The sequence below is a fragment of the Burkholderia sp. AU45274 genome, from assembly GCF_030482505.1.
Lineage (GTDB): Bacteria > Pseudomonadota > Gammaproteobacteria > Burkholderiales > Burkholderiaceae > Burkholderia.
Map to the genome: position 1 here is coordinate 672,658 of NZ_JAUJQE010000003.1, position 13,586 is coordinate 686,243.

13 protein-coding genes and 2 pseudogenes are annotated in these 13,586 nt (G+C 65.1%); 4 read left to right on the top strand and 11 right to left on the bottom strand.

The annotated features are described in order from the left end of the window. Positions 1-26 precede the first annotated feature (26 nt). Together QZM35_RS15545 and QZM35_RS15550 are read left to right on the top strand one after the other, a co-directional pair. Positions 27-248 carry a hypothetical protein gene (locus QZM35_RS15545; RefSeq protein WP_089429953.1) on the top strand — a complete coding sequence of 74 codons (222 nt, stop codon included), beginning with the start codon at positions 27-29 and terminating at the stop codon, positions 246-248. A gap of 241 nt (positions 249-489) precedes the next feature. Continuing rightward, positions 490-1,599, top strand: a complete 1,110-nt coding sequence (locus QZM35_RS15550) for a polyamine ABC transporter substrate-binding protein (protein ID WP_301776301.1) — start codon at positions 490-492, stop codon at positions 1,597-1,599. Positions 1,600-1,747: 148 nt separating this feature from the next. Here the strand turns inward: QZM35_RS15550 and QZM35_RS15555 are convergent, their stop codons facing one another. The 5 genes from QZM35_RS15555 to QZM35_RS15575 all read right to left on the bottom strand — a co-directional run bounded on the left by QZM35_RS15555 (position 1,748) and on the right by QZM35_RS15575 (position 6,735). Then, positions 1,748-2,299 carry a DNA-binding protein gene (locus QZM35_RS15555; RefSeq protein ID WP_301776302.1) on the bottom strand — a complete coding sequence of 184 codons (552 nt, stop codon included), beginning with the start codon at positions 2,297-2,299 and terminating at the stop codon, positions 1,748-1,750. Positions 2,300-2,343: 44 nt separating this feature from the next. After that, on the bottom strand, positions 2,344-3,591 hold the full coding sequence (locus tag QZM35_RS15560) for an MFS transporter (RefSeq protein WP_301776303.1): 1,248 nt from the start codon (positions 3,589-3,591) through the stop codon (positions 2,344-2,346). A gap of 299 nt (positions 3,592-3,890) precedes the next feature. After that, complete coding sequence (locus QZM35_RS15565; protein WP_089429956.1) at positions 3,891-4,220, bottom strand: H-NS family nucleoid-associated regulatory protein; 330 nt, start codon at positions 4,218-4,220, stop codon at positions 3,891-3,893. 327 nt (positions 4,221-4,547) lie between these two features. Continuing rightward, positions 4,548-5,897, bottom strand: a complete 1,350-nt coding sequence (locus QZM35_RS15570; protein WP_301776304.1) for a reverse transcriptase family protein — start codon at positions 5,895-5,897, stop codon at positions 4,548-4,550. Positions 5,898-6,162: 265 nt separating this feature from the next. Further along, positions 6,163-6,735, bottom strand: coding sequence for an Osa protein (locus QZM35_RS15575; RefSeq protein ID WP_089429958.1), 573 nt, complete (start codon positions 6,733-6,735; stop codon positions 6,163-6,165). A 660-nt stretch (positions 6,736-7,395) separates the two neighbouring features. On the opposite strand from QZM35_RS15575, the gene QZM35_RS15580 reads away from it, so the two are divergent. After that, entirely contained in the window at positions 7,396-7,668 is a 273-nt protein-coding gene (locus QZM35_RS15580; protein WP_089429959.1) for a hypothetical protein, read from the top strand. Positions 7,669-8,050: 382 nt separating this feature from the next. On the opposite strand, the gene QZM35_RS15585 is transcribed toward QZM35_RS15580, so the two are convergent. From QZM35_RS15585 to QZM35_RS15605, 6 genes and pseudogenes are all read right to left on the bottom strand, one after another. Next, complete coding sequence (locus QZM35_RS15585) at positions 8,051-8,974, bottom strand: LysR family transcriptional regulator (protein WP_089433910.1); 924 nt, start codon at positions 8,972-8,974, stop codon at positions 8,051-8,053. Positions 8,975-9,097: 123 nt separating this feature from the next. Further along, positions 9,098-9,655, bottom strand: a complete 558-nt coding sequence (locus QZM35_RS15590; protein ID WP_089433911.1) for an ester cyclase — start codon at positions 9,653-9,655, stop codon at positions 9,098-9,100. A 72-nt stretch (positions 9,656-9,727) separates the two neighbouring features. After that, complete coding sequence (locus QZM35_RS15595) at positions 9,728-10,909, bottom strand: MFS transporter (protein WP_301776305.1); 1,182 nt, start codon at positions 10,907-10,909, stop codon at positions 9,728-9,730. Positions 10,910-11,159: 250 nt separating this feature from the next. After that, positions 11,160-11,480 (bottom strand): annotated as a pseudogene (locus QZM35_RS38165) (LysR substrate-binding domain-containing protein); the annotation flags it as partial. A gap of 54 nt (positions 11,481-11,534) precedes the next feature. After that, positions 11,535-12,581 carry a polysaccharide deacetylase family protein gene (locus tag QZM35_RS15600; RefSeq protein WP_089429964.1) on the bottom strand — a complete coding sequence of 349 codons (1,047 nt, stop codon included), beginning with the start codon at positions 12,579-12,581 and terminating at the stop codon, positions 11,535-11,537. Between the two features lie 273 nt (positions 12,582-12,854). After that, a pseudogene (locus tag QZM35_RS15605) lies at positions 12,855-12,986 on the bottom strand (MFS transporter); the annotation flags it as partial. A 148-nt stretch (positions 12,987-13,134) separates the two neighbouring features. On the opposite strand from QZM35_RS15605, the gene QZM35_RS15610 reads away from it, so the two are divergent. Then, entirely contained in the window at positions 13,135-13,455 is a 321-nt protein-coding gene (locus tag QZM35_RS15610) for a hypothetical protein (RefSeq protein WP_301776306.1), read from the top strand. Positions 13,456-13,586: the final 131 nt, after the last annotated feature.

Consider the following 13,586-nt stretch of genomic DNA (forward strand, 5'->3'; position numbering starts at 1 on the left):
TTTCAACAACCCGGTCGAGAGTAATCGTGAGATTCCGTGGCCCGCTGGTGCGGTGGAGACGAGGCGATGCGCGAAACCTGCGCGCCGCGATCGCGTCCTCCGACGACAGTGACGGCGGGCAAAGCCCTTGCCTGCCTCTGTCGATCTACACCATCCTGTCCCGCCGCTCCGTTCGCCGCCACAACGCCGTCGCCGCGCGTGCGTACGTCGCGATCCATACCGACGACGTGGCATCGCTGCTGCCTTAGCGCCCCGCCTCTTTTCCTGACTCCGTTCGACCCACTCGCCGTGTCACCCGACCGGTGACGGGATCGGCTCGCACTGCGTTTCCGTGCAAGCCGGCTCCTGATCGAACGGACTCCTGATCGCCGTGCACCACGCACGCTCGCCACGCGCGGCGGTCACGCACGTCTGCTTCATCCGATGAACCATCGCGCCACGACCCGCGCCTTGCGGCTCACCACGCGCACCGAAATGGAAGACTCCGTCATGCGAATCCGCACGCTTCGCCGCGCCGTTGCAACCGCCGCCATCCTGTCGGCCGCCGCGGCTGCCGGCACGACCGCCCACGCGGCCGGCGAACTGAACATCTACAACTGGTCCGACTACATCGCGCCGGACACGATCCCGACCTTCCAGAAGCAGACGGGCCTGCACGTCCGCTACGACAACTACGACAGCGACGACACGCTGCAGGCAAAACTGATGTCGGGGAATTCCGGCTACGACATCGTCGTGCCGACGTCGAACTACATGGCCAAGCAGATCCAGGCGAGCGTCTACCAGCCGCTCGACAAGTCGAAGCTGCCGAACCTCGCGAACCTCGATCCGCTGCTGATGAAGATGGTCGCCGATGCCGATCCGGGCAACCGGTACGGCGTGCCGTGGGCGTACGGCACGGACGGCATCGGCTACAACGTGCAGGCCGTGAAAAAGGTGCTCGGCGACAAGGCGCCGGTCGACAGCTGGGCGCTGGTGTTCGACCCGGCCAACATGGCGAAGCTGAAAAGCTGCGGCGTGTCGTTCCTCGACCAGGCCGTCGACGTGTTCGCGGCCACGCTGCAGTACATGGGCAAGGATCCGAACAGCACGAACCCGGCCGACTACCGCGCCGCGTACGAGGTGCTGAAGAAGGTGCGCCCGTACATCACGCAGTTCAACTCGTCGGGCTACATCAACGATCTCGCGAACAACGACCTGTGCGTGGCGTTCGGCTATTCGGGCGACGTCGGCATCGCGCACCGTCGTGCCGCCGAAGCGAAGCGCCCGTACGAGATCGGCTTCGCGAACCCGAAGGAAGGCGGGCTGCTGTGGTTCGACATGATGGTGATCCCGAAGGACGCGCCGAATCGCGACGCCGCATTGAAGTGGATCAACTACGTGCAGGATCCGAAGGTCAACGCCGGCATCACCAACGCGGTGTTCTATCCGACCGCGAACAAGGCCGCGCGCCAGTACGTGAAGCCCGCGATCGCGCGCGATACGTCGGTCTATCCGCCCGACGAGGTGCTGAGCAAGATGACGCTGCTCAAGCCGATGCCGCCGGAGATTCGCCGGCTGCAGAACCGGCTGTGGGCGCAGTTGAAGACGGGGCGCTGAACCGCGCGCCGCGGTAACGAATCGTGCCGCCGGCGGCTTGCTCGCGCCGGCGGCACGTGGTCGCATCGGAACCGGTGACCTCGCGTACCGAGGCGCCGACCCTGCCACGCGAGCATCGCAACGACCGTAGCCGAACCGGCCGCGCGAATTATCGAAACGCCGGCTCCGCCGAAAACGCGTGTTCCACGAAGCGGATCACGTCGTCGAACGACGACGTGCACGTGGCCCCCGCCGCAAGCTCGCGAAACGCATCGTCCGGCCCGAAGCAGATGAGCGGCTTGCGCCAGCGCCGCGCGAGCGCGATCTCCTCGGCCGTGCCGGGCCCGCCCGGCAGCGCGACGATGAGGTCGCTGCTCAGCACGTTCACATAGTTGCGGTTGATCGTATCCGGGGCGGCGTCCGGCTCGCGGCGCGGCAGCGGCGTGAGGATCGGGATGTCGACGAACGGATGCGGATAGCCGTCGAGCGGCACGAAGCCCGCGAGCGGATCGGCTTGCGTCGGCAGGATGCCGATCGACCGGCCGGCCCGCCCCGGCACGCCGGCGAACGCACGTGCGACCGCCAGCATCACGCCCTGCCCGCCGCCCGTCAGCAGGTTGAAACCGGCCTGCGCGAGCCAGGTGCCGAGCGGCTCCGAAAACGCGAGCCACGGCTCCTTGCCCGAGCCCATCACGCCGATCGTCTTGTTCTTCTGTTGCATCGTGGTTACGAGTGAGGTCGTTGGATGGTGCGCGATGGCCGCGCTCATTCGAGCTCGACGCCCTTGAGCTCGGGAATCAGGCACAGCGTCGCGACCATGTCGAGCACGTAGAGGCCGGCGAGCAGCGCGATGGCCGTCTGGAACGAGTAGTGCGCGGCCAGCGCGCCGACCGCGACCGGGCCGAAGCCGCCGACCGCGCGGCCGATATTCCACAGCACGTTCTGCGCGGTGGCGCGTGCGGCCGTCGGATAGCCTTCCGACATCAGCGTCCCGTAGCCGCCGACCATCCCGTTGACGAACATGCCCATCAGCGCACCGGCCCACAGCATCGCGGTCGGGTCCGACAGCCGCGCATACGCGAGGACCGTCACGACCGCGCCGAGCTGGTACAGCAGGAACGTCGGCTTGCGCCCGATGCGGTCGGCCAGCTGCCCGAACACCCAGACGCCGATCATCATCCCGACGACCGTCGCCGCCGTCCACAGCCCCGACTTCGTCAGCGAGAAGCCCATCTGTTTCGACAGGAAGGTCGGCAGCCAGATCATGATCCCGTAGTAGCCGAAGTTCTGGACCGAACACAGGATCACGATGCCGACGCTCGTGCGCGTGGTGCGGCCGTCCGCGACGAGCAGGCGGAATGCGTTGGCCTTCGGCTGCGCCGCGCGCTGCACGAACGCTTCAGGCTCGTGCAGCCGGTTGCGCATCGCCCAGGCGAGCAGCGCGGGCAGCACGCCGACCACGAACATCCCGCGCCAGCCGATGTGCTGCAGCAGGAACGGCGTCAGCAAGGCGGCCAGCAGCACGCCGGCCTGCCAGCCGAGCGCGACGTAGCACGACACGCGGGCGCGCTTGCTGGCCGGCCACGCTTCCGCCGCGAGCGCCATGCCGATCCCGAACTCGCCGCCGAGCCCGATGCCCGCGATGGTGCGATACACGAGCAGATCCTCGAAGCCCTGTGCGAACGCACACAGCCCGGTGAAGACCGCGAACAGCAGGATCGTCCAGGTCAGCACGCGCACCCGCCCGTACCGGTCGCTCAACGCACCGAACAGGATGCCGCCCGCGACGGCGCCGATCAGCGTCCATGTGACCAGCGCGCCGCCCTGCCCGGGCGTCAGATGCAGCGCCGCCGTGATCGCCGGCAGCATGAAGCCGAGGATCAGCAGGTCGAAGCCGTCCATCGCATAGCCGATCGCCGATCCGGCCAGCGCTTTCCACGCGTACGCGCCGACCTGCTCCACGCGCGGGGCCGGCGGGCCGCCGAGCGTCGAAGATTCTATGTTTGCTGCCATGGTGTCCTGCCATGATTGTCCGGCGACATTTTAAAGCCTGTGCCCGTGAGCGACGGGCCAGCAGCCCCGCGGTGACGATGGTTCGCGCGTGCGTCGGCGCCCGCTTGCGGGACGGCGTGGCGGAAATCTGCAGACAATGAACGGGAGGGGAAAAACGGCGATCCGGTGTCGGCGGCGAAGCCGGCGATGCCGCGGTCAGGCCGGACACCGAATGAAAAGCAGCATGCTGGCGGAGTGTTGCCGTCCGGCCCGCTGGCGCGAACCGGACGGCGCCGGCTGGCCTGGCGGCCGGGCCGGCTTCAGCCTTGATCGTCTCCGGGCCACCAGGTCTTGGCCTCGCGGTCGACGGCGAGCGCATCGAGATCCTTGCCTTCGAGCCATTTCGGCCGCGGGCCGCGGCCCGACCACGAGCGGCCGGTCGTCGGATCGTAGTACTTGGCAGGCGCCTTGCGTTTTCGCTGGACGATGTAACCGAGCGCGCTCAGCACTTCCTGCTGCGAAATTCCCAAAAGCTCGACCTGTTCCTTGAATGCCGCGAGCGCGGCCTGCTTCTCCTTCTGCTTCGCATCCGACAGCTTGATGTTCAGGTCCCGAAGTTGTGCTTCGAGTTCCTGCAGGGCCTGGGTCATGTATTCATCCTCTTTGGGCATGTTTTCGCAAAAAGCTCCGATGGCGGAACCTACCACGAAGTTCCGCCGATGGGGGCTGTCAAATGTCTGAATCGTTTGCCGGAGCCGGCATGGCTTGCGCGATACGCACTAAACGACGTCGTGCGTCAATCAATGGCAGACAGGACCGGGCCGGCAACGCACAGCCCGCCATGTACGAAGGCACGGCGAACGGCTGCGGCAAGTAAGCGTCGCACCATGGCACTGGCGCGGCATGGCGCGAATGATAGCAGTGCTCGGCGTCGTGTTGCAGATGTCGTCGGCCGGCGTCGATGCGGATACGTCGGATTACTGGCCGACGTCGCGGGCGTCCCACTGGATCCGGTCGAACAGCGCGCGCAGCTTCGCGCCGCGCGCCGCGTTCAGCGCGGCCGCATGCGCGACACGCCCGGCGAGATGCGCGCGGAAGTCCGGGTGCGCATCGCGATTCTGCGACGCCGGGCCGCTGCGGATGCAGTTGGTCAGGATGGCCTTCAGGAGATCGAACGCATCGCGCGCCAGGTTCGGATGACGATTGACGACCACGCCGGCCAGTTGCTGCCGCGTGCCGCGCCGCATCACGCGCGTCTTGCGCAGTTGCAGCGCAAAGCCTTCCTCGAGCGCGATCGCGGCGACCCGGATCTGCAGCCGTTCGACGTCGCGCGCCAGCGTGCCGCCGCCGGAGAAGGCGAGATCGTCGGCATAGCGCGTGTAGGTTGCACCGAGCGAACGCGCGAGCGCGGCGAGCCGCATGTCGAACCGGAACGCGCTCAGGTTCGCCAGCGCCGGCGACGTCGGCGCGCCCTGCGGCAGATGCCGCTCTCGATAACGCTGGCGGCCGATCCAGTCGAACCGGTCGCGCAGGTCCGGCGCGAGCAGCCGTGCGGACGGCACGCGGTTGGTGCACAGCCCGGTGAGCATGCGCGCGACTTCGACCGGGTACCCGAGCGTGACGAACAGCGCGTGCACGCGGGCGGCGCGTATCGATACGAAGAAATCCGCGAGATCGAAACGGACGACGACGTCGCGATCCGCATGGGGCGCCGCGAACGACACGATCCCGTGCCCCTTGCGAAAGCCGTGTACCGCACCGTGCGGCGCGATGCGATCGAGCAGCCCGTGCAGGATGCGGCGCTGCGCTTCGCGCAGCCGGCCTTTCGGGATTTCGACGAGGCGGCTGCCGCCGCTGCGCTTGTCGTGCGCCACGTACGTGTAGTGATGCAACGGCGTGGCGCTGCTGCGCGCGTCGACGCGCCATTGGTCGGACAGCCAGTCGAGCGCCGGCGCGCTCACGCCGAGCCAGCCGGCCAGATCGCCGGGCGTCGCCCATTGCGGCACGTCGCAGCCGGCGAGCGGCGCCGGCAAGGGCCGCTGGACCAGCGGGCGCCGTACGACGCGAATCGCGACGGGCCGATCGCTGCCGTACCACGCGCGCACGAAAGCCGGCGCATCGGCGAGGTCAGCCGCAAGCGTATCGATGTCGATGTCGGCCCAGCGCGCACCGAAGCGTGCGAGCGCGGCATCCGCGACTTCGTGAGTCCACGGTGGCGCGCCGCCGAGCACGGCCGCCATCCGGGACAGGACGCCGGGGCGTTCAGGTTCGCCGGCCAGCATCGCTTCCGCAATCGTGCGGGTGGTGTCGAACAGGGAGCCGGACATGGGAATCGATAGGCGGGACGATGAGCCAACGTGACTGGTGCTGCGAGGAGTCGCGTTGCGCAACGCGCAACCGTGCTCCTTGCGACGCATCGGGGTGTCAATCTCATCCACGGGGTAGCCCCGTAGTCCTGGAACATCGGCTGCCTGTTCCGGGCGTGTGCTTGACCCACCGGCCCGCGATGCGACTTTAATGGCCGCGAACGCGGCGTGTCAAACCGGGTGGCGATCCGGCGCCACGGCGACGCGCCGGATCGCGACGCGCAACCTACGCGTGCCGGGAAAACAGCTCGCGGTACGCGATCGGCGGGACGCCGACGCCGGCCATGTTGTTCAGCATCGTGGCCCAGGTCGCGTTGTCGACGCTGACCGGAAACGACCGCACGCGGTTGGCGAGCAGCCAGAAGGTGCGCGTCATGCCGTTGCTCATCGCGACTTCGTACCCGCTTCCCTCGAGCCAGTGGCCGACCGGCGGCAGCGCCACCGGTTCGAGGCGGCCGGCCCGGAACGCGGCGGCGGCCGACGCGTATTTGCTGTCGAGCGGCATGACGCGGCGCGGCACGCAATCCTGCGAATTCAGTTGCGGAAACGCCGGGCTCGTGCCGAGCCACAGGCCGTAGAACTTTTGAGCGTCGAGATGCACGACGAAGCGCTCCGTTTCGGCGGGCGTTGCCGCCATGTAGCAGTCCGCCTGGCCGGGAACGACCACGCGCCACGTCGCGCGCTGCGCGCTCAGGTCGACCAGCTCGCTCGGCAGCGGCCGCGGCTGGATGGGAGACGGTCGTCCCGCTTCGCGCAGGTCGCGCGCGCGATCGAGTCCGATACGAAGACGTGTCAGCATGGGCCCTCTATTTCTCTCGTGATTTGTTCGAATGCGTCAGGGGGCGGGCGATTACATCGTCACGTGTTTGCAATCCGTGGGCCCGGTGTCCTGGCGCTCCCGGTGTGTTCGGGAACTGGCGCAGTGTAGCGTCTTTCCGGGTCGGCAAGAATCAACTCGGCCGGCGTCGACTGCAGCATCGACGGATGTGCGCTGCGCAGTTCGCACACTGGAAGAACCGCACGCTCGAATGCTGGAACCCTCATGAACGCCCATGCGCTATGCCCGCCACACCATCAACCATCGAATCAATATTCGTCGCCGATTATTTAAATATCGAAACAATCAAAAAACAAAAACAACAGCCCGCAGAATTCAATGAAATCAAATTCAAACAAAATTATCGAATATGATTAACGATAAATTAATACGATTGGCGCCCTCAAAATCAAATAAATAATCTGTGTTGTGCGCCGCAACACCGTGATTCAAAGATCAACGAGATACGGAGGCGCAGCATGAATTACTTCATTCATGCTTGGTCGCAGAGTTTCCCCCTTATCAGGCCACCGTTGATTTCCAGACATTTGTGAATCAGCAATCCGGAAAGACAGTCACGTCTTCCCGGACGTGACCGACGTCGTCAGATCGCATCGATTCATTCAATACCAAAGGAAAGTCATGAAGAAGATTGCAACCGTGCTGTTTTCAGCACTGATGCTCGCCTCCACGTGCGCGTCCGCGCAGGCGCTTTGCAAAGCCGGCAAAATCGACAAGATCGAAACCGACACCACCGGCAACCTGCTGGTGACCATTAACGACGGCGTCTATTCGTTCGGCGCGAAGGAAGTTTATTCAATTATTTACCAGGCCTATTCAGAAAACAGAAATCTGTTTATCTATGGAAACAATTGCGCGAATGGTTCGCCGGCAACCCGCTTTGCCATTCGTTAATCGACCTTAAACGCTCGACGATCATCAATACGTCGAGCACGGGGCTGGATTGACATTCTGAATCCGGCGCCATCGCGGGCTGGGGTGTCGGCGTTGCGCGTCATGACGCCCGGCCCGCCCCCTCCCGTTCCGGTCCCCATGGAGCAGCCGTGCTTGCCGCTATAAGCCAAACGTTGTCGGGTATTTTTCATCCCGACCACCTCGAGCGCCCGCCGGCCCGTAGTTCACCATGCAACTCGATGCCGGACATCCCCGGCATGCAGACATCCGCAATCAAAAACGCGATGTCGCGAACGTGGGCAGAATCGAGAGGCGGCCGGGCCGAATCGAATGTATTCACGCGCCACCCCGACGAACGCCGAAAGCCCTCGATCGCGGGAAACTACCGCAGAAACGGCGCCAGCGTGTCGGAAGCCTCGGAGAACCGCTGCTCGAGGAAGTCGAGCAAGGTGCGCACGCGTGGCGCCATATAAAGCGTTCGTTGAAACAGCGCGTTCACCGGCACGTCCGGGCAGCGCCACTCCTGCAGGAGCAGCTTGAGCCGCCCGGCCTGAAGATCGGCGCCGATGTCCCAGATCGATTTCATGGCCACCCCGCGCCCCTCGATCGCCCATTCGCGGGCAAGCGCACCATCATTGGTCTGACGGGAACGGTCGAGCGGCGCGGTGAACGACGCGGTCTCCCCGTCGCGCGCGAAACGCCAGTTGTTCGCCGCGCCGGCCGCGGAAGAAAGGACGATGCATCGATGCTCACGCAAATCGTCGGGATGGTTCGGCATGCCGTACTCGGCGATGTAGTCGGGCGACGCGCAAAGCGCGCGGCGATTGTCGGCCATGCGCTTGGCGACCATCGCGCTGTCCGCCGGCACGCCGAACCGGATCGCGAGATCGATATCGTCCTGCAGCAGGTGTGACAGTGAATCCGAGAGCACGAGCGTCAGTGTGACGTTCGGATGGCGTTCGTTGAATTCGTCGAGCCATCGACGCAGCACGGTGCGCCCGAAATCGGAGGTGGCCGATACGCGCAACGCCCCGCTCACCGATGCACGTCCGGCCTGCAACGCCGCGCGCGCATCTTCCAGCGTTTGCAGTGCATGCTGGCAATGGACGAGATACAGACGACCTTCATCCGTGAGGCGCAGCTTGCGGGTCGAACGCTCGAACAGCTGCGTGTGGAGTTCTCCCTCGAGCTTGACGAGCCGGGCGCTCGCCGCCGCGGGGGACAGTCCGAGCTTTCTGCCGGCCGCCGAAAGACTGCCCTGGCCTGCTGCTTCGACGAAAAGACGAATGTCACCGAGATTGTCCATGGTCGCGTCACGCGAAAAGAGTGTTGGGTCGTGCCGCGCGATGCGCCGCGAAGGCCCGGGCATGGTAACGCGATGCGGACGGACGAAGAAAAGGCCGATTGGCACGATCGGCCCCCGGCCCGCTTACTTGGCGACCACGCCGAGCTGTTGCAGGAACGTCAGGTTGTCTTCGAGATGCCAGTTGTCGGTGATCTTGCCGTCGCGAATGCGATAGATGTCCGTGGCGATGAAGTCGACTACCTGCCCCTTCCCCTGCACGCCGTTGAAGGTGCCGGTGAAGTGACCGGTGAAGTGCAGATGGGTGACGACGCGGTCGCCGGCGACGATCATCTGTTCGACTTCGGCGTGGACGTCCGGCACGGCGCGATGGAAGCCTTTCGATGCAGCCAGCGGCCCGGCGATGCCCTGCGGCCGACCGGCGGGCAAGGTGCGGTCCGTGAAATCGGCCGCCAGCGCCTCGCGGGCCTGGGCCTCGTCGCCCGTGCTCCAGAAGGTGTCGTAAAGACGTGCCGCGCGAATCTGTTGCTCGGCCTGCTGCTTCGAGAGGGTCTTGTCGACGATCAGCGTTTTCGGCTGCACGAGATCGTCGCCGGTCGCGGCGACGGCAGGCAACGCGGCAGCAGCGGCGGCGGCGGCCAGCGCGATGCGGGAAACGGCGGAAAGGACGGTGCGGGTTTTCATGACGGGCTCCTTGAGTGTGTACGCGATGCTCGATGAACGGATTGAATCCGGCAGTAGTGCGACTTGGGTCATTCAGGCTGGAAAGCGGGCGGTGCGATTCGCTTGTGCGGTCTCGCGTCGATCAAGCCGGGACGCGAAAGCGGTCACCGCAATCGCCATCAGCGTCAACGCGGCGGCCACGAGCGGCAGCGTGTCGAGTGCCTGCCCGTGCGAAAGCGCCATGCCGCCGAGCCATGCCCCCATCGCATTCCCCACGTTGAATGCGCCGATGTTGAGCGTCGATGCGAGGTTCGGTGCGCTCGCGGCCTTGCTCAGCACGCGCATCTGCAGGCCCGGGACCGTCGCAAATGCCGCGACGCCCCAGACGAAAATCGTCAGGACCGATGCCACGGGGTGATGCATGGTGCGACTGAACACCACCATGATCGCGACCAGCACGACGAACACGCCCGTCAGCGCCTGCATCACGCCGCGATCAGCAAGCTTGCCGCCGAGCGCATTGCCGATGGCCAGACCGATGCCGAACAGCACGAGAATCTTCGTCACGCCGCTCGGCGCGAATCCGCTCGCCTGTTCGAGCACGGGGGTGATGTAGGTGAACACCACGAACATGCCGCCAAAGCCGAGCACGGTCATCAACAGTGCGAGCCAAACCTGCGGGTGCTTGAGCACGCCTACTTCGTGCGCAAGGCTCGCGGGTTGCGCTTCGCGCGTGTTCGGCACGAGCGTCACGAGGGCCAGCGCGGCGAGCACGCCTGCGCCGGCGACGGACCAGAATGCGGCACGCCAGCCGAGCATCTGGCCGATGAAGGTGCCGAGCGGCACGCCGAGCACGTTGGCGAGCGCAAGACCGGTAAACATCAATGCGACGGCACTCGCGCGCTTGTCCTGCGACACGAGCGACGCGGTAACGACCGACCCGATGCCGAAGAACGAGCCATGCGCGAACGACGTGACGACGCGGGCGATCATGAGGCTCGTGTAGCCCGGCGCGACCGCGCACAGAACATTGCCGACGATGAAGATTCCCATCAGCAGCAGAAGCGCCCACTTGCGCGGCATCCGGCTCGTGAGGACGGCGAGCAGCGGCGCGCCCACGGCGACGCCCAGCGCATAGCCGCTCACGAGCAGCCCCGCCGACGGGATGGAAACGGAAAGCGACTGCGCGACATCGGGCAGGATGCCCATGATGACGAATTCCGTGGTGCCGATCGCAAAAGCGCTCAGGGCCAGCGCGAGAATGGGAAGTGGCATGGCTGTCTCCGGGAAAGCGGCAGAGCCGCAGGGGATGTGCAGCGATTCTGCTTGCCACCGTGCGGATTGATAATTGGCCTCCGTCTTGAATCATTTTCAAGCCAGACAAGAAAATCAACGCAAGGGGCGGCGCGTGCTTGATCAGCACTCCATCATTCGTCGCCGGTCAACGCGCCGATCAGCGCGCGCACGCGAGCCCGGCATCACGAGATTGACAGACAGCGGCGCGGGGCGACAGGTCGGCAACACTTCAACGAGCGTGCCGCTGCGCAGATGAGCTTTGGCGAGAAACGCGGGGAACTTGTGCGAGGCCCGCGCCAAGCGCGGCGGCTTCGACGAGCGCTTCACCGTGGTTGATGCGGAAGCGGGCCTCGATGGTCAGCGTGACCGTTCGCCCGTGTTCGACGAACTCGATTGGCCGATCACGGCCCGTGATTGGTATGCGAAACGCAATGAGGCGATGCTTTCGCAAATCGCCAACCGAACGAATCGTCGGATTGGCCGCCAGGGAATCCGGATGCGCGCACAGGATCAGCGCCGCTTCGCCGATGCGACGGACGACAAGCGAAGCGTCGTCGAGCGCCTTCGCACGATCGCACCGGTGCGAAGGCGCTCGGGCAGCCCGCTAGATCGTCTCGCTTTCGCGCACCGTAATCGGGCTTTGCAGCACGAACCGCGCAATGTCGTCCTTGCGCATGAACGCAACGCCGGGATGGCTCTTTGCATGACGCAGGAACGCGTCCCATGCACGCGTCATCTGCGGCGTGCCGCTGATACGGTCATGCGCGCTGATCGACATCATGCGCCGACGCGTACCCGCTTCCTCGTACAACTGATCAAAATCGAACTTGATCTGTTCGAGGAACTTGTCCGGCGAGTAATTCCGGCCCTCCACCAGCAGGATGTCGTTATTGCGCAGCGTATACGGAATCACGACGAAATCCTTGCCGTTGACCTTTTCGATGAACGGCTCGTCGCGGCTCGTATCATCGATGTGATACACGTAGCCCAGCTCCTGCAGCAGCGACAGCGTGTTCGGCCCGCGTCGCAGCCAGTTCGCGTTGTAGCCGATCGGACGTTGGCCCGTCACCTCCTCCACCATCGATCGCGCCTGGATCAGAAACTCGCGTTCCTGCGGTCGCGACATCGCATACTGCGAGTTCCACGTCGGCCCATGGCCCGACGCTTCGTGGCCGCGCGCCACGATTTCGCGCGCCACCTGCGGATGCCGCTTCGCCGCCTCGCCGATCATGTGACTCGTCACCTTCACGTCATGCCGATCCCACAGATCCAGCATTCGGGGAATGCCCTCGCGATACCCGTACGCAAACCATGCTTGCGCGGCAAGATCGGCGGGCACGCTCGCCGGGAAATCGACTTTCGGAAACGGATTGTCGGCGCCCTTTGGCGGCTGTCCGCCCGCCTCGAACTGCATCGAGATCGAAATGACCAGCCGTGCACCGTTCGGCCAGAATTCACCCTGCACGGGCGCGGCTACCGGGATCGATCGGGGGCTGCCCGTTTGCGCACCGGCCTGGGGGGATTGAAGCATCGCACCGACGGCGAACGCGCCCGCGCCGATTCCGGCCTGGGTCAGGAAGGAACGGCGCGTCGGTTGATCGGGTGCCTGCTCGGCCGGATCGCGATCCACGTGATCGATTTGAATTGCCATGGACAATCTCCTCATGACGCGCAAGCGCGTCGCTCGCACCGCAACGCGATGCATGATGAACGGGTATGGAATGTCACGCAGATTGGTGCGTGTACAACCTATTTTCGGAAAACGGTCCCGCTTTGAAAATGGGCTTTGAAATGAATAGACTTTCAATCCAGGCCAAAAAATCGGCGTTCCATCCGGATATGGCAAGCCCGCTCGGCCTACCGCGCTTCAATGCGTCGATACCCTTCGATAAACGACGGTGAGCGCCATTGCATCGTGATGGCGATCCTTCAACCATCCGAACACGATCGGCCCCGCAAAACCCGTCAGGTTTCCGAAGCAAATGATCGTCGCGATCCCCGCCGCCGCGGCCGCGCCGGTCATTCGCATGGTCGGCAGGTGCCGGAACAGCGGCAATCGGTGCGATCGACACGTACGCACGATCGCTCGTCATGCAGACGATATCGGCCCTGCTCTCACGACACCCGCAGTTGTACGTGTCCGTTCAAGCCCTTCCGGCTGCGGCGATCGACTAGGGGCTGGTGGAAATGAACTGGACGTCGGCGTGTCGCTCTCCCATCTGTCGCATGCGGACGTCGAGCAGAGAACGTTGTGCATCGAACGGCTGGCGCGGGTGCGTCGATCCGCCAGTCGCAAGGTCCGGAAGACCGCCAGCCTGCGGGAAGTGGCGACGACGATCGCGGACGATGGCCTGTCGCGCATCGCCGCGGCGCGCTGGCGTCGCGGCAAGACCTTCACGCCTGCCAAGGAGCGTTTTGTAGAAGTGCTGTCGCGAACGATCCGCTCGTCCGGCCTCGACATGCCGGACAACGATTCGGTACGCACATCGGAGCCATCGCGGCCTGCGGGCACCAGAAAGCGCTAACGGCATCCTGAATACGCGTGCGCCCCGAAACGGAGGCGGCGCAGACGCTCATGCTCGCCCGTGCACCCGGGATCATCCGGCGCCGCACACGGCACGCGGAATTCGGGCACGGGCGCTCGGACAACGGCGAC